Source organism: Streptomyces sp. Tek67B01 (genome assembly GCF_055231995.1).
The window spans coordinates 1745354-1761653 of sequence record NZ_JBUYUY010000001.1 but is presented as its reverse complement, the minus strand read 5'-3'; the positions used below and the strand labels follow the sequence as shown (position 1 = coordinate 1761653).

At 72.5% G+C, this 16300-nt stretch carries 14 protein-coding genes; all 14 read left to right on the top strand.

What is annotated here, in order from left to right:
• Nucleotides 1-4 precede the first annotated feature (4 nt).
• The 14 genes from ACV7NM_RS08040 to ACV7NM_RS07975 all read left to right on the top strand — a co-directional run bounded on the left by ACV7NM_RS08040 (nt 5) and on the right by ACV7NM_RS07975 (nt 16236).
• Nucleotides 5-2416 carry a collagenase gene (locus ACV7NM_RS08040; protein ID WP_463409639.1) on the top strand — a complete coding sequence of 804 codons (2412 nt, stop codon included), beginning with the start codon at nt 5-7 and terminating at the stop codon, nt 2414-2416.
• 126 nt (nt 2417-2542) lie between these two features.
• The gene (locus ACV7NM_RS08035; RefSeq protein WP_463409638.1) at nt 2543-3721 is read left to right on the top strand and encodes an NAD(P)/FAD-dependent oxidoreductase; all 1179 of its coding nucleotides are present in this window, start codon (nt 2543-2545) and stop codon (nt 3719-3721) included.
• A 46-nt stretch (nt 3722-3767) separates the two neighbouring features.
• Nucleotides 3768-4097, top strand: coding sequence for a (2Fe-2S)-binding protein (locus tag ACV7NM_RS08030; RefSeq protein WP_463409637.1), 330 nt, complete (start codon nt 3768-3770; stop codon nt 4095-4097).
• Complete coding sequence (locus ACV7NM_RS08025; protein WP_463409636.1) at nt 4078-5568, top strand: FAD/NAD(P)-dependent oxidoreductase; 1491 nt, start codon at nt 4078-4080, stop codon at nt 5566-5568. Before ACV7NM_RS08030 ends, ACV7NM_RS08025 begins: the two co-directional genes overlap by 20 nt.
• Nucleotides 5569-5654: 86 nt before the next feature.
• On the top strand, nt 5655-6578 hold the full coding sequence (locus ACV7NM_RS08020; RefSeq protein ID WP_463409635.1) for a dihydrodipicolinate synthase family protein: 924 nt from the start codon (nt 5655-5657) through the stop codon (nt 6576-6578).
• 17 nt (nt 6579-6595) lie between these two features.
• Entirely contained in the window at nt 6596-7600 is a 1005-nt protein-coding gene (locus ACV7NM_RS08015; RefSeq protein ID WP_463409634.1) for a proline racemase family protein, read from the top strand.
• Nucleotides 7597-8703, top strand: coding sequence for a proline racemase family protein (locus ACV7NM_RS08010; RefSeq protein WP_463409633.1), 1107 nt, complete (start codon nt 7597-7599; stop codon nt 8701-8703). The genes ACV7NM_RS08015 and ACV7NM_RS08010 overlap by 4 nt, the downstream gene beginning before the upstream one ends.
• Nucleotides 8700-9644 carry an ornithine cyclodeaminase family protein gene (locus tag ACV7NM_RS08005; RefSeq protein ID WP_463409632.1) on the top strand — a complete coding sequence of 315 codons (945 nt, stop codon included), beginning with the start codon at nt 8700-8702 and terminating at the stop codon, nt 9642-9644. The genes ACV7NM_RS08010 and ACV7NM_RS08005 overlap by 4 nt, the downstream gene beginning before the upstream one ends.
• A gap of 40 nt (nt 9645-9684) precedes the next feature.
• Nucleotides 9685-10395, top strand: a complete 711-nt coding sequence (locus ACV7NM_RS08000; RefSeq protein WP_463409631.1) for a GntR family transcriptional regulator — start codon at nt 9685-9687, stop codon at nt 10393-10395.
• A gap of 161 nt (nt 10396-10556) precedes the next feature.
• Nucleotides 10557-12302 carry an ABC transporter substrate-binding protein gene (locus ACV7NM_RS07995; protein WP_463409630.1) on the top strand — a complete coding sequence of 582 codons (1746 nt, stop codon included), beginning with the start codon at nt 10557-10559 and terminating at the stop codon, nt 12300-12302.
• A gap of 22 nt (nt 12303-12324) precedes the next feature.
• Complete coding sequence (locus tag ACV7NM_RS07990) at nt 12325-13272, top strand: ABC transporter permease (RefSeq protein ID WP_463409629.1); 948 nt, start codon at nt 12325-12327, stop codon at nt 13270-13272.
• Complete coding sequence (locus ACV7NM_RS07985; RefSeq protein WP_463409628.1) at nt 13269-14255, top strand: ABC transporter permease; 987 nt, start codon at nt 13269-13271, stop codon at nt 14253-14255. Before ACV7NM_RS07990 ends, ACV7NM_RS07985 begins: the two co-directional genes overlap by 4 nt.
• On the top strand, nt 14255-15259 hold the full coding sequence (locus ACV7NM_RS07980) for an ABC transporter ATP-binding protein (protein ID WP_463409627.1): 1005 nt from the start codon (nt 14255-14257) through the stop codon (nt 15257-15259). The genes ACV7NM_RS07985 and ACV7NM_RS07980 overlap by 1 nt, the downstream gene beginning before the upstream one ends.
• Nucleotides 15256-16236 carry an ABC transporter ATP-binding protein gene (locus ACV7NM_RS07975; RefSeq protein WP_463409626.1) on the top strand — a complete coding sequence of 327 codons (981 nt, stop codon included), beginning with the start codon at nt 15256-15258 and terminating at the stop codon, nt 16234-16236. The genes ACV7NM_RS07980 and ACV7NM_RS07975 overlap by 4 nt, the downstream gene beginning before the upstream one ends.
• The last annotated feature ends 64 nt before the right edge of the window (nt 16237-16300 follow it).

Genomic DNA, 16300 nt, shown 5'->3' with positions numbered 1-16300 from the left:
CTTGGTGTCCCAGCACAGAGCTGTGCGTTCGTCCCTCCTCTCCGCCGCCGTGGCCGTCACGCTCCTCGCCTCCGCCGGCCAAGCCGTGACCCAGGCGGCGGAGACGGGCGCCGCGGTACCCGCGACCTTCACCTCCGGTCCGGTCGCAGCCGGCGCGGCATCCGGCGCCGTCGCGCCGAACCCCTTCGACGAGGTCGAGCACCGCGCCGACCCCCTGTCGTCCGCCACCACCACCGCCGCACCGGCCCCGGCCCCCGGCGGCGGGGCGATATCCGACGGCAAGATCCCGGGCGCCGTGCCCACCGCGGGCACTGCCGCCGGGCAGCGGACGGACAAGAGCGGGAAGCCCGCGACCGCCCAGGGCGCCCCCACCACACGGGGCCTGGCCGTCAACGTGCCCTGCACCCTCGACGGGATCAAGGGGCTGTCACCCGAGCAGTTCGCCGACTTCCTCGCCGACCCGGCCGTCCTCGCGGACGGCTGTCTGCGCGGACTGATCTGGACCTGGGACGCCCGCCTGGCGCCCGTCATGGACGACGCGCACGTCCAGGCCGTGTCCCGCCGGATATCCGCCCTGGCCGCGGCCCACGACGGCAAGAACTCCTCCCATCTGGAGGAGATGTTCACCTTCCTGCACGCCGCCGTGTACCACGACTTCTCCCGCGACGAGATCGACCTCACCGACGGTCCGACCGTCGACGCGATGCGCAAGGCGATCGCCGACTTCGGCAACGCCGCCCACACCTTCGACGCCACGCCCTCCAACGCCCGCACCCTGCGCGAGGCCCTCTACGCCGCGGGCCCGGGCCTGCGCCAGTACCAGACGGGCCTCATCAAGAAGGTCCTGGCGACCCTGGACGCGTCGCACCCGGCGACCAACCAGGACGCCTCCTGGGGCGGCGCCGTCCTCGCGGCCCTCAGTACCAACTACCTCGGCGTCTACCCGGGGAACCAGGACAGCGCCTTCCACGCGGCGGTGTCCGCCGACCCCTCCTACCGGGCCGCCTTCAAGGCCTTCGCCGGCTACACGCACCTCAAGGGAGGCGCCAACGACTGGGCGGCGCGCGACGCGCTCGGCGAGTACGGCCGCTTCGGCCAGGTGGACGGCCTCAAGGACCAGACCGTCGCCGACCTCGGCGCCCTCCTCGGGCCGGTCAAGACCGCGTGGGGCGCGGGCAGCGAGCAGTGGGCGAAGATCGTCTCGTGGCTGAACACCTACGAGGCCTGCAAGCCGTACGCGGTGTGCAAGGAGGACATCGAGAAGATGCTCTTCCCCAACACCTATACGTACGACAACGGGGGCATCAAGGTCCGCACGGCCCTCGACCGGGCCACCGTCGACCAGCTCTACTACGCGAGCAAGCAGGTCAAGACGCAGTTCCACCGGGTGCTGGGCACCGACCAGCCGCTCGCGGGCGACACCAACACCACGCTGAACATCGTGCTGTACGCCTCCCGCGCCGACTACGTCACCTACCAGACGATGCTGAACGGCTACGGCACCAACAACGGCGGCATGTACATCGAGAACGGCGCCACCTTCTACACCTACCAGCGCCGCGTCCCGCAGGACTCCTCCCTCACCCTCGAAGAGCTCTTCCGCCACGAGTACACCCACTACCTCAACGGCCGTTTCGCCGTGCCCGGCCTCTTCGGCGAGGGCCCCTGGTACGAGGGCGACCGCACGACCGCCATGGACGAGGGCACCGCCGAGTTCTTCGACGGCGCCACCCGCGACAACGGAATCGCCGTCCGCAAGTCGCTGGTGAAGGGAGTCATCGCCGACACGGCCGGCGGCGGCCCGCGGATGTCGGTCGAGCAGTTGCTGAACGCCACCTACGACGGCGACGGGTTCCGCTTCTACAACTACGCGGGGACGTTCTTCGAGTTCCTCTGGACCGAGAAGCCCACCCTGCTGCGCGAGATGTACACGCACCTGCGCGGGAACGACGTCGCCGGATTCGACGCCTGGCGCCACCGGATGGGCGCGGACACCTACCTCCAGCGCGACTACGACAAGTTCCTGGACGCCCAGATCGCCAAGGTCGACCAGCTGTACGTGCCGAACACCTCCTTCACCGCGAATGACCAACTGCGTGACTCCGTGCTCGCCAACGTGAAGTCCTCGTTCGCGACGGCCACCTACAACACCCCCGACTGCGTGGAGAACGGTGACGCCGGCAAGCGCCGGTTCACCTGCACCGGTCGGATCACCGCGAACCTGAAGAACTGGCGCAACGACGACCAGAACTTCAAGGACATGTCCGAGACGGTGGACTACTTCATCCTCGACCGGTCGGCGCCGGTCTCCAACAACCTCGCCGACATGAACTGCTCCTTCGGCCCCGTGGAGATCTGGACCAACCACGTCGCCGGGACCTCGAACTACAGCTGCGAGGGCCCGCTGCGCAGCTGACCGCGGCCTCGGACCGGTCCCCTGCCGCAACGGGGGGAGGGGACCGGTCCGGGCGGCTCCGGCAGAGCCTGCGGCCGGTCTCGGTCGACCCTGGGAACCCGATAAAGAATGTGACATATTACTGCCGTGCCCAAGACAAGCAGCAGCCTGGACGCCGTCATCGTCGGCGCCGGCGTCGTCGGAGCCGCCTGCGCGTACTACGCCACCCGCGCGGGCCTGAGCGTGGCCGTCGTCGACCGCGGTTCGGTGGCCGGCGGCACCACCGGGGCGGGCGAGGGCAATCTGCTCGTCTCCGACAAGGAGGCCGGACCCGAGCTCGACCTGGCCCTGATGTCGGCTTCGCTGTGGCGCGAACTCGCCGCGGTCATGCCGCGGGAGATGGAGTACGAGGACAAGGGCGGTCTGGTCGTCGCCCCCGACGAGACTTCGCTCGCCGCGCTGCGGGCCTTCGCGGAAGGCCAGCGCGCCGCGGGCGTCACCGCCGTCGAGGCGGGGGCCGAGGATCTGCGCGAGCTGGAACCCCATCTGGCCCCGGGACTCGCGGGCGGCTTCCACTACCCGCAGGACGCCCAGGTCCAGCCGGCCCAGGCGGCGGCCCGGCTGTTGGCCGCGGCGGCCGCCCGGGGGGCCCGGGTCCACCTGGGCGAGGAGGTGACGGAGTTCGTGGTGGAGCGCGGCGCCGTGCGGGGGGTGCGGACCCGCACCCGGGAACTCCTCGCCCCGGCCGTCGTCAACGCCGCCGGCACCTGGGGCGGCCGGATCGCCGAACTCGCCGGAACAACCCTGCCGGTGCTGCCGCGCCGCGGCTTCGTCCTGGTGACCGAGCCGCTGCCGAGGGTCGTACGGCACAAGGTCTACGCCGCCGACTACATCGCGGACGTCGCCAGCGGATCGGCCGCACTCCAGTCCTCGGCGGTGGTGGAGGGCACGCCGTCGGGCCCGGTGCTCATCGGGGCCACCCGGGAGCGGGTCGGCTTCGACCGCTCCCTGTCGGTGGAGGCCCTGCGCCGGCTCGCGTCCCAGGCGGCCGCGCTGTTCCCCGTACTGGCCGACGTACGGGTGCTGCGCGCCTACCACGGCTTCCGCCCCTACCTCCCCGACCACCTCCCGGCCATCGGCCCCGATCCCCGGGTGCCCGGACTGCTGCACGCCTGCGGGCACGAGGGGGCGGGCATCGGCCTGGCCCCGGCCACCGGCGCCTTGATCGCTGCCGCCCTGACCGGAGCCGAACCGCCCCTGGACCCCCGCCCCTTCCGGCCTGACCGACCCTTCGGACGGGAACCCGGCCCGCAGGAGCCGCGGTGAAGCGGCCGTACGAAACCACACGGACGCCCCGAGAAGGAGACCGCCGATGAGCCGGCCCACCGGTGACCGCACACCCCGTGACCTGGTGGGCGGAGCTCCCCGGGAGACGTACGTCCTGCGCTTCGACGGCCGCGACCTGACGGCGGAGTCGGGCCAGAGCATCGCCGCCGTGTTGTGGAGCGCGGGCATCCTCGCCTGGCGCACCACGCGTGAAGGGGGCGCTCCGCGCGGGGTGTTCTGCGGGATCGGCAGCTGTCACGACTGCCTCGTCACCGTCAACGGCCGTCCCAACCAGCGCGCTTGTCTGATCCCGGCGCGGGCCGGGGACACCGTCACCACCCAGGAAGGGACCGGCCGTGCCGACCTCGCCGTCTGAGCCCCCGCCGACCGATCCCGGCGCAGCCGGTGGTCCCGTCGATGCACCCGCCGCCACCCCCGTCGCCACGCCCGCCGACGCCCCTGCCGATGTCGCCGTCGTCGGTGCCGGGCCCGCCGGGTTGGCCGCCGCCGTCACCGCCGCGCGTCTCGGGCTGCGGGTGACGCTCCTGGACGCGGGGGAGCGACCCGGCGGCCAGTTCTACCGCCGGCCCGCCCCGGACCTGGGCGCGGAACGCCCCGAGGCCCTGCACCACGGGTGGGCCGCCTTCGCCTCCCGTGAAACGGCCCTGCGCGCCCACGAGTCGGCGGGCCGGATCACGTACCTCCCGACCCACCACGTCTGGACGGTGGTCCCGGACGGGGACCGCTGGACCCTGCACGCCGTCGCGGGTCCCGAGGAACGCTCCCACACGGTCCGGGCCCGCGCCGTACTGCTGGCCACCGGGGCGTACGAGCGACAACTCCCCTTCCCGGGCTGGAGCGTCCCCGGGGTGATCGGGGCCGGTGGCGCGCAGGCCATGCTCAAGGGCGGCCTGGTGCTGCCGGGCAAGCGGGTGGTCGTCGCCGGGAGCGGACCGCTGCTGCTCGCCGTGGCCGGCTCCCTCGCCGCCGCCGGAGCCACCGTCCCGGCCGTTGTCGAGGCCGCCTCCTACACCGCGTACGCGGGGCGGCTGCCCGCGCTGCTGCGCAACCCCGGCAAGCTCGCCGAGGGCGCCACGTACGGCGGCGCGCTGCTGCGCCACGGGGTCCGCCTCCTGACCAGGCACGCCGTCACCGAAGCGCACGGCAGCGGCCGGGTCGAGGCCGTCACCGTGGCCCGGCTCGACGGCGACTGGCGACCGCTGCCCGGCACGGAGCGGCGGATTCCGTGCGACGCCCTCGCCGTCGGCCACGGCCTCGTGCCCCAACTGGAGCTGGCGACGGCCCTCGGCTGCGCCACCCGGCCGGGCGCGGACGGCGCCGTCGCCCTGGAACTCGACACCGGGCAGCGCACCTCCGTTCCCGGCATCTGGTCCGCGGGCGAGACCGGTGGGATCGGCGGCGCCCAACTGGCCCTCGTCGAAGGCGAACTGGCGGCCTTCTCGCTCGCCGGCCGACCCGCGCCCGCGGCCCTGCTGCGACGCCGCACTCGGCTGCGCGCCTTCGCCGGGGCGATGGCCGTGGCGCACCGGCCCGGCGAAGGCTGGGCGGACTGGCTGCGCGAGGACACCGACGTGTGCCGCTGCGAGGAGGTGTCGGCGGGGCGAATCCGGCAGGCCGTGCGTGACCTGGGCGCGCGGGACTCGCGTACCGTCAAGCTCCTCACCCGTGCCGGTATGGGCTGGTGCCAGGGCCGGATGTGCGGCCCGGCCGTCGCCGCCCTGGCGGGCGAGACCTCCTGCGCCGCGGGGTCGGCCCCCGACCGGCGCCCCCTCTCCTGTCCCGTCCCGCTGCGCCACCTGGCCGAACTCCCGCGGGAAACCCCCTGATCCGATCCGGATCGGGTCGGTCCGGCCCCTTGTGGCCGGCTCACGTCCCTTAGTAAAATGTCACACACCACTCTAGGGAGTCCTTCATGACCCACGCGCACACCCCCGCGCCCGTCCCGCCCCGCACCCGCCCCTGGCACGGCATCATGGTCGCCACGGCGCTGCCCCTGCGTGAAGACCTCCGCGTCGACTACGACGCCTATGGCGAGCACGTGGCCTGGCTCATCGACAACGGCTGCGACGGCGTCGTCCCCAACGGCTCCCTCGGCGAGTACCAGACCCTCACCGACGAGGAGCGCGCGCGTGTCGTGCGTACCGCCGTCGAGGCGGCGGGCGACGGTGACCGGGTCATGCCCGGGGTCGCCGCCTACGGCAGCGCCGAGGCCCGCCGCTGGGCCGAGCAGGCCGCCGAGGCCGGTGCCGGGTCCGTCCTGCTGTTGCCCCCCAACGCGTTCCGCGCCGACGAGGATACCGTCCGCGCCCACTACGCCGAGGTGGCCGGCGCGGGCCTGCCCGTCGTCGCGTACAACAACCCCATCGACACCAAGGTGGACCTGACGCCCGCGCTCCTGGCCCGGCTGCACGCGGACGGCAGCATCGTCGCCGTCAAGGAGTTCAGCGGAGACGTCCGTCGCGCCTACGAGATCGCCGAACTCGCCCCCGGCCTCGACCTTTTGATCGGCGCCGACGACGTACTCCTGGAACTGGCCCTCGCGGGCGCCGTCGGCTGGATCGCCGGCTACCCCAACGCCCTGCCGCAATCCTGCGCCACCCTCTACCGCGCCGCCGTCGCGGGCGACCTCACCACCGCGCTGCCGCTCTACAAGTCCCTGCACTCGCTGCTGCGCTGGGACTCCAAGACCGAGTTCGTGCAGGCCATCAAGCTCTCCATGGACCTGGCGGGCCGCCCCGGCGGAGCCACCCGGCCGCCGCGCTTCCCGCTCACCGGCGAGACCGAGGCGGCCGTCCGCGCCGCCACCGAAAAGGCCTTGGCCGAGGGCCTCAACTAGCACACGTGGGGGGACTCATGCGTACGCGCCACATCTACCACGCGGTGGATTCGCACACCGAGGGCATGCCGACCCGGGTCATCACCGGAGGGATCGGGGTCATCCCCGGCGCCACCATGGCCGACAAGCGGCTCCACTTCATCGAGCACCTGGACCACGTCCGCACCCTGCTCATGTACGAACCGCGCGGCCACGCCGCGATGAGCGGCGCCGTCCTCCAACCCCCCACCCGGCCCGACGCCGACTTCGGCGTGCTCTACATCGAGGTGTCGGGCCTGCTGCCCATGTGCGGGCACGGCACCATAGGGGTGGCCACCGTCCTGGTCGAGACCGGCATGGTCCCGGCCGTCGAACCGGTCACCACGGTCCGGCTCGACACCCCCGCCGGGCTGGTGAGCGTGGACGTCCGCGTCGAGGACGGGGCGGCCACCGCCGTCACCCTCACCAACGTCGCCTCGTACTGCGCCGGGCTCGACCTGAAGGTGGACGTGCCCGGATACGGCGCGGTGACCTACGACCTCGCCTACGGCGGCAACTTCTACGCCTTCGTCGAACTCGACTCCCTCGGGCTCCCCTTCGACCGGGCCCGCAAGGACGACCTCCTCGCCGCGGGGCTCGCCGTCATGGACGCGATCAACGCCTCCGGCGACCGGCCCGTCCACCCCGAGAACCCCTCCATCGCCGGGGTCAAGCACGTCTACCTCATCGCCCCCGGCTCGGACGCCCGCCGCTCCCGGCACGCCATGGCCATCCACCCCGGCTGGTTCGACCGCTCGCCCTGCGGTACGGGAACCAGCGCCCGGATGGCCCAACTGCACGCCCGGGGGCTCCTGCCCCTCGGCGCCGACTTCGTCAACGAGTCGTTCATCGGGACCGAGTTCACCGGCCGGCTCGTCGAGGAGACGACGGTGGGCGGTCTCGCGGCGGTGGTCCCCACCGTCACTGGGCGCGCCTGGATCACCGGCACCGCCCAGTACTTCCTCGACCCCGCCGACCCGTTCCCCGGAGGGTTCCTGCTGTGACCGCTGCCGCCCCCGCCCATGGCGCCCCCGGCTTCGACGCCGTCCCCGCCACCGTCCGCACCACCGACTACCACGCGGCGGGGGAGCCCTTCCGCATCGTCGACACCGCCTGCGAGGGAATGCCCGCCGTACCCGGGGACACCGTCGCGGAACGCTGCGCCACCGCCATCGGCCCCGGGGGCACCCCCTGGCGAAGCTCAGGGGGAGGCTCCGCGACGTCCCCGCGCCGGGGCGCGCTGGACGACGTACGGCGGCTCCTGGTGCGGGAACCGCGCGGGCACGCCGGCATGTACGGCGGGTTCGTCGTCCCGCCGGACGACGACGGAGCCCACTTCGGCGTGTTGTTCTGGCACAAGGACGGCTACTCCACCGCTTGCGGCCACGGGACCATGGCCCTCGGCGCCTGGGCCGTGGACTCCGGCCGGGTCCCGGCGCCCGACGACGGCAGCGCGCAGGTCCGCGTCGACGTGCCGTCGGGCCGGGTCACCGCCACCGTGCACCGCTCGGGCGGCCGCACCACCGGGGTGACGTTCCGGGGCGTCCCGGCCCGGGTGAGCGCCCGCAAGGTCCCCGTCGCCACCACCCTGGGCCTGGTCGAAGCCGACATCGCGCACGCCGGGGCCTGTTACGCCTCGGTCGCGGTCCGGGACATCGGGCTGGACGTCTCCACGGCCGCCCTGCCCTCGCTGGTGCGCGCCGGGCGGGAGATCAGGGCGGCGCTGGCCACGCACCCCGGGACCTGGCACCCGGGCGGCCCGCTGCTCTCGGGCGTGTACGGAGTGATCCTGTACGAGGAACTCCCCGACACCCCCTTCGGACCGCACCAGCGCAACGTGACGGTCTTCGCCGACGGGCAGTTCGACCGCTCGCCCTGCGGTTCCGGTACTGCCGCGCGCCTCGCCCTGCTCGCCGAGGACGGGCGGCTGGGGGAGGGGCAGGACCTGCTGCACGAGTCGGTGATCGGCACGGTCTTCACCGGCCGGGTGGTGTCCGGCGGCGCCGACGGCGTGGTCACGGAGGTCACCGGGACGGCGTACCGCACCGGGGAGCACGCCTTCAGCGTCGACCCGCAGGACGCGCTCGGTACCGGGTTCCCGCTGTGATCGCGCAGCTCTCCGGGGCGGACCTGGCGGGGCGGCTCACTCCCCGCGAGGCGGCCGACGCCCTGGCCGGGGCGTTGCGCGCCGGCCAGGACCCGGAGGGCTGCCCGCCGCGCAGCGCCGTACCCGTGCCCGGCGGGGAGTTGCTGCTGATGCCGGCCGCGACGGGCGGGTACGCGGGGGTGAAGATCGCGGGAGTGGCGCCCGGCAACGCCGCCCTGGGGCTGCCCCGGATCACGGGTTCCTACCTCCTCCTGGACGGCCCCACCCTGCGCCCCCTGGCCCTGCTCGACGGCGCGGCGCTGACCGCCCTGCGCACCCCGGCGGTGTCGGCGCTCGCCCTTCGCCACCTCGCGCCGCGGGACCGGCCGCTCGCGCTGGTCCTGTTCGGGGCGGGACCGCAGGCGTACGGACACCTCGAAGCCGTCCGCGCGGAGCGGGAGTTGGCGCGGGTGACCGTCGTCGCCCGCGCGCCGGACCGGGCGGAGCGGCTCGCCGCGCACGCGCGGGCCCTGGGGCTCGCCGCCCGGACCGGTACGCCCGAGGACGTGTCCGACGCGGACCTGGTGCTCTGCTGCACCACGGCCCGCACCCCGCTGTTCGACGGGCGGCTGGTGCGTGCCGGTGCGACGGTCGTCGCGGTCGGCTCGCACGAGCCGGACGCACGCGAGACCGACACCGCGCTGGTGCGCAGATCGGCCGTGTACGTGGAGTCGCGGGCGGCGGCCCTGCGCGAGGCGGGCGACCTGTTGATCCCGGAGGCGGAGGGTGCGATCGGGCCCGGCCACATCACCGGCACCCTCGCCGATCTCGTCGCCGGGCGTCACCCGTCGCCGGGGCGGGAAAGCGGTCCGCGGCTCTTCAAGAGCGTGGGGATGGCCTGGGAGGATCTGGCCGTGGCGGTCGCGCTGTTCCGGACGGTGGGGACCGCCGAAGCAACGTGACATTGTACGCTGTCCCTCTGCGATGCTCGGAGGAACAGCAATGGGTGACCTGAAGCAGCACAGCCTCATCAAGGCCCAGGAGCGGCTGCGTGACCAGGTCGGTCACGCCCTGCGAGCAGCCCTGATCGCGGGTGAACTGCGCCCCGGCAGCGTGTACTCCGCCCCCGGTCTGGCGGCCGAACTCGGCGTGTCCGCCACCCCGGTGCGCGAGGCCATGCTCGACCTCGCCCGCGAGGGGCTGGTCGAACCCGTCCGCAACAAGGGCTTCCGGATCACCGAGGTCAGCGAGCGGGACCTCGACCAGTACACCGAACTGCGCACGATGATCGAGGTGCCGACCATCGGCCGGATCACCGAACTCGCGACCGCGGAGCAGTTGGAGGCCCTTCGCCCCATCGCGCAGGAAATCGTCACCAGCGCCCGCGAGCACAACTTGATCGGCTACCTGGAGGCGGACCGCCGCTTCCACCTCGGCCTGTTGGCGCTCTCCGGCAACGACCGCCTGGTCGAGACGGTCGGCGACCTGCGCAAGCGCTCCCGCCTCTACGGCCTGACGGGCCTGGACGAGGCCGGCAAGCTGGTCTCCTCGGCGGAGGAGCACATCGAGCTGCTGGACCTGATGATCAGCGGCGACGCGGCGGCGGCCGAGGAGTGCATGACCCGACACCTGGGCCATGTCCGCTCCTTGTGGGCGCAGGGCCGGGACGAGCCGGTCGGTCGCCCGTCGGGCGGTCTGGGTTCCGGCGTCTGACCGCTCCGACTCCCGTGGGCGTCTGATCACCCCAACTCCCTTGTAGGGAGCCTGTTTTGGACACGGCTGGATAACGGCGGCGCCAACCTCTTGTCAGTACAATTTCACATTACTATGTTACCGGTCACATCATAGAGCGCGGCCCTTCACTGGAGTGACCCATGACCAAGCGCACCCAACTCGCCCTCGCCACCGCCCTGGTGGCAGCTCTCGCACTCGGTGTCTCGGGCTGCTCCGACCCCAAGAAGGGCTCCGCCGGCGGCTCGGGTGCCTCCAACCCCGCCGCCGGAAACGACGGCAAGGTCCTCGGCGGGACGCCGGTCAAGGGCGGCACCCTCACCGTCCTGTCCAACCAGGACTTCTCCCACCTCGACCCGGCGCGCAACTGGGTCATGCCGACGATGGACTTCGGGACCCGGCTCCTCTACCGCACGCTCGTCACCTTCAAGTCCGAGCCAGGCAAGGCCGGCAGCGAACTCGTACCCGACCTCGCCACCGACCTCGGCACCCCCTCCGACGGCGGTCGGACGTGGACCTTCACGCTGAAGGAGGGCGTGAAGTACGAGGACGGCTCGCCCGTCAAGGCCCAGGACATCAAGTACAACGTCGAGCGCTCCTTCGCCCCCGACCTCACCGGCGGCCCCGACTACGCGGCCCGCTACCTCGCGGGTACCGAGGGGTACAAGGGCCCGCTCCAAGGGCAACACCTCGACTCCGTCAAGACCCCCGACGATCGCACGATCGTCTTCGAACTGGCGCGCCCGGTGGCGGAGTTCTCCTCCACCGCCACCCTCCCCACCTTCGCTCCCGTGCCCCAGTCCCAGGAGAAGGGCACCCAGTACGACGCCCGTCCGTTCTCCTCCGGCCCGTACAAGATCGAGTCGTACGACCGCGACAAGAAGCTCGTCCTGGTCCGTAACGAGCACTGGGACCCCAAGACCGACACCGTCCGCAAGGCCTACCCGGACAAGTTCGTGGTCGTCATGGGGCTCAAGGGCGGCCAGATCGACGACCGGATCATCGCGGGCGCGGGCGTGGACGCCTCCGCGATCGAGTACGCCGACATGCACCCCGAGAGCGCCCCCAAGGTGCTCCCCAAGCCGGACGTCAAGGCGCGCCTGCTCGCCGAGTCCCAGGGCTGTACCGAGATGCTCCACCTCAACAACTCCCGCGCCCCCTTCGACGACCCGAAGGTCCGCGAGGCCATGCAGTACGCCGTCGACAAGGAATCCGTGATCACCGCCGGCGGCGGGCCCGCCCTCAACGAGGTCGCCACCGCCTACCTGCCCCCGGCCCTCACCGGTGGCAAACAGGCCGACACCCTCAAGATCGCCCCGACCGGCGACCCGGACAAGGCCAGGCAACTGCTCAGGGCGGCGGGCAAGGACAAGCTGAAGGTCTCCCTCGCCGTCTCCACCGGTGACAAGGGCAAGGCCGAGGCCATCCAGCAGGGCCTGGCCCGCGTCGGCGTCGAGGTCGTCGTCGACACCGTCGACCCGGGCGCGTACTACGACGTCATCGGCGACCTCTCCACCACCCCCGACATGACCCTCAGCGGCTGGTGCCCCGACTACCCCTCCGGCTCCACCTGGCTGCCGTTCGTCTTCGACGGACGCACCATCAAGCAGAAGGGCAACCAGGGCAACCTCAGCCAGTTCCGCGACGAGGCGACCATGAAGCGGATCGACGAGATCAACGCCATGGCCGACGCCAAGCAGGCCAACCAGGCCTGGATCGACCTGGACGCCGAGATCATGAAGAAGTCCCCTTCCGTCCCGGTCCTGTTGGAGCGCAAGCCGCTGCTCGTCGGCCCCAACATCGCGGGCGCCTTCGGCCACCCCGTGTGGACCGGCACCATCGACTACGCGACCGTCGGCCTCAAGGACCCCGCCAAGAGCCAGGGCTGAGAGACCGAGAGGCCCACCAGCCATGACCACCACCGCACCCGCCCCGGGCCCTCCGGCCAAGGAGGTCCCCCCGGGAAGCAGCCCCTGGCAGCTCGCCCGGCGGGAACTGCGCCGCCGCCCCGCCGTCCGCGTCGGCCTCTGCGTCGTCCTCCTCTTCGTCACGATGGCCGTCACCGCCCCCTGGCTGGGCGCCCTCGGCGGCTGGGCCCCGGACGAGTTCGACAAGGCCGCCATCGACCCCTACCTCGGCGGGCAGCCGCTCGGCTCCCTGGGCGGGATCAGCCCCGCCCACTGGCTCGGCGTCGAACCCGTCACCGGCCGCGACCTCTTCTCCCGCGTCGTGGCCGGCGCCCAGGTCTCCCTCCTGATCGCCTTCGCCGCCACCGCGATCGTGGTGGTCACCGGCACGGCCGCCGGAATCGCCGCGGGCTACTTCGGCGGACGCACCGACGCCGTGCTCTCCCGCCTGATGGACCTGACCATGTCGTTCCCGTCGCTGATCTTCATGATCGCGATGCTCTCGGTGGCCAAGGACGTCAACCGCATCGTCCTCATGACGTCCGTGATCGGCCTCTTCGGCTGGCCCGGCGTCGCCCGCGTCGTCCGCGGCCAGACGCTCTCCCTCAAACACCGCGAATACGTCGACGCCGCCCGCGTCGGCGGCTCCGGCGCCTGGCGCATCCTGACCCGCGAGATCCTCCCCGGCGTCTCGGGCCCGGTCATCGCCTACACCACCCTGCTGATCCCCGGCATGATCAGTACCGAGGCCGCGCTCAGCTACCTCGGCGTCGGAGTCCGCCCGCCCACCCCGTCCTGGGGCCAGATGATCGCCGAGTCCGTGGCCTACTACGAGACCGACCCCATGTACTTCGTCATCCCGAGCGTCTTCCTCTTCCTGGCGGTCCTCGCCTTCACCCTCCTCGGCGACGCCCTGCGCGACATCCTCGACCCGAGGGGCGGCCGGACGTGATCCTCTACCTGGTCCGCCGGCTGCTCGCCCTCGCCGGCGTCCTGCTGGCCATCGCCGCCGTCACCTTCCTCATCTTCTACGTCCTGCCCTCCGACCCCGCCGCGGCCGCCTGCGGCAAGACCTGCAGCCCCGAACGGCTCGCCGACGTACGGCAGTATCTCGGCCTCGACCTGCCGCTGTGGCGACAGTTCCTCGACTTCCTGAGCGGCATCTTCACCGGCCGTACCCTCGGCAGCGGCCAGTACGCCGTCCAGTGCGACTTCCCCTGCCTCGGTTACTCGTACGAGAACTCCCTGCCCGTCTGGGACCTGCTCATGGACCGCCTGCCGGTCTCCGCGTCCCTCGCCTTCGGCGCCGCGGTGCTGTGGCTGCTGCTCGGCCTCGGCGCCGGGGTCACCGCCGCGCTGCGCAAGGACACCGCCACCGACAAGGCCTTGATGGTCGGCGCCGTCGCCGCCGCCTCGCTGCCCGTCTACTTCACCTCCGTGATGCTGATCTACGGCGTCATCCGCGTCGCCGGACTGCTGCCCTACCCCTCCTACCACTCCTTCGGCGAGGACCCGCTCGGCTGGGCGTCGAACCTGCTGCTGCCCTGGACCGCGCTCGCCCTGCTCTACGCCGCCATGTACGCCCGCCAGAGCCGCGGCTCCATGATCGAGGCGATGGCCGAGCCGTACATCCGTACCGCCCGCGCCAAGGGCATGCCCGAACGCACCGTCGTGGTCAAGCACGGACTGCGCTCCGGGATGACCCCGATCCTCACCATCTTCGGCATGGACCTGGGCGGCCTCCTCGCCGGCGCCGTCATCACCGAGTCCATCTTCGGACTCCCCGGCATCGGAAGGCTGTTCTACGGGGCGCTCGTCAGCTCCGACCAGCCGGTGGTGCTCGGCGTCACCCTGCTCGCCGCCTTCTTCATCGTCGTCGCGAACCTCGCCGTCGACCTCCTGTACGCCGTCATCGACCCGAGGGTGAGGTACTGATGGCCGCCACCACACCACCGCTCCTGCGCGTACGCGATCTGCGCGTCACCTTCACCACCCCGCGCGGCTCGGTGCGAGCCGTCGACTCGCTCGGCTTCACCGTCGAGGCCGGCCGCACCCTCGGCATCGTCGGGGAATCCGGTTCGGGCAAGTCCGTCACCTCGCTGGCCGTCATGGGCCTGCACCGGGGAGCCGAGATCGGCGGCTCCGTAGCCCTGGACGGGCGGGAGCTCACCGGCCTGTCCGAGCGCGAACTCTCCCGACTGCGCGGCCGCAAGATGGCCATGATCTTCCAGGACCCGCTGTCCAGCCTGCACCCCTACTACACCGTCGGCGAGCAGATAGCCGAACACTTCCGGGTGCACTTCAAAGCCGGCCGCGCCGCCGCCCGCAAGCGGGCCGTCGACATGCTGGGGGAGGTCGGCATCCCCGAACCCGCACGGCGCGCGGGGGAGTACCCCCACCAGTTCTCCGGAGGCATGCGGCAGCGCGCGATGATCGCGATGGCGCTGGCCTGCGAACCGGACCTGCTGATCGCGGACGAGCCGACCACCGCCCTCGACGTCACCGTGCAGGCCCAGATCCTGGAGCTGATCGCCCGCCTCCAGCAGGACCGGGGCCTCGGCGTCGTGATGATCACCCACGACCTGGGCGTGGTGGCCCGGGTCGCCCACGAGGTGCTGGTCATGTACGGGGGCCGGGCCGCGGAGCAGGCGCCCGTCGACCAACTGTTCGCCGAACCGGCCCACCCCTACACCAGGGGCCTGCTGGACTCCCTGCCCCGGCTCGACGACGCCGACGACGCGCCCCTGCGGGCCATCCCCGGCTCGCCGCCGTCCCTCCTGACCCCCGCCCCGGGATGCGCCTTCGCCCCGCGCTGCCCCAAGGCGGCGGCGCGCTGCACCGACGAGCGCCCGGAGCTCGAACCCCACGGGGAAGGGCCCGCGCGCACCGTCGCCTGCCACTTCGCCGGGGCCGGCGCCCCCGCCGAGGTGACCCGATGACCGCCGCACCGCAGCCGCTGCTCTCCGTACGCGACCTGACCATGACCTTCCCCGGCCGACGGTCGGTGACCGGGCGCCGGGGGGCGCCCGTGCGCGCCGTCGACGGGGTCTCCTTCGACCTGGGCGAGGGGGAGACCCTCGGTCTGGTCGGCGAGTCGGGCTGCGGCAAGTCCACGACGGGCCGGATGCTGGTTCGGCTGCTGCGACCGACGGCTGGCAGCGTCGAATTCGACGGCCGGGACATCAGCCGACTGTCCCGGGGCGCCCTGCGGCCGCTGCGGGGGCGCATCCAGATGGTGTTCCAGGACCCGCACTCCTCGCTCAACCCCCGCCAGACGGTGGCCCGGATCATCTCCGACCCGCTGCTGGTCCAAGGCTGGAAGGGGCCAGACGCGCGCCGCAGGGCCGCCGAACTGATGGAACTGGTCGGGCTGATCCCCGAACACGTCGACCGGTACCCGCACGAGTTCTCAGGCGGGCAGGCGCAGCGCATCGGCATCGCCCGGTCGCTCGCCACCAACCCCCGGCTGATCATCGCCGACGAGCCGGTCTCCGCGCTCGACGTCTCCGTACAGGCCCAGATCGTCAACCTTATGGAGCGGCTGCGCCGCGAACTGGGCCTGGCCTACGTGTTCATCGCCCACGACCTGTCGGTGGTGAAGCGGGTCAGCGACCGGGTCGCCGTCATGTACCTGGGCCGCATCGTGGAGATCGGCGGGAAGGACCTCCTGTACGAGGACCCCCAACACCCCTACACCCGGGCCCTGTTGTCCGCCGTCCCGCTGCCCGATCCGGTGGCCGAGCGTCGGCGCGAGCGGATCGTCCTGCTGGGGGACCCGCCGAGCCCGGCGGCCCCGCCGCCCGGCTGTACCTTCCACCCGCGCTGCCCCAAGGCGCAGGAGGTCTGCCGCACCGAACGCCCGTTGCTGCGGATCGCCGCCTCGCGCGAGGTGGCCTGTCACTTCCCGGGGGACTGACGGGGACCCCGGGGAGACGAGGGGCCCCGGAGCCGACACGATCGGCTCCGGGGCCCCTCACCTG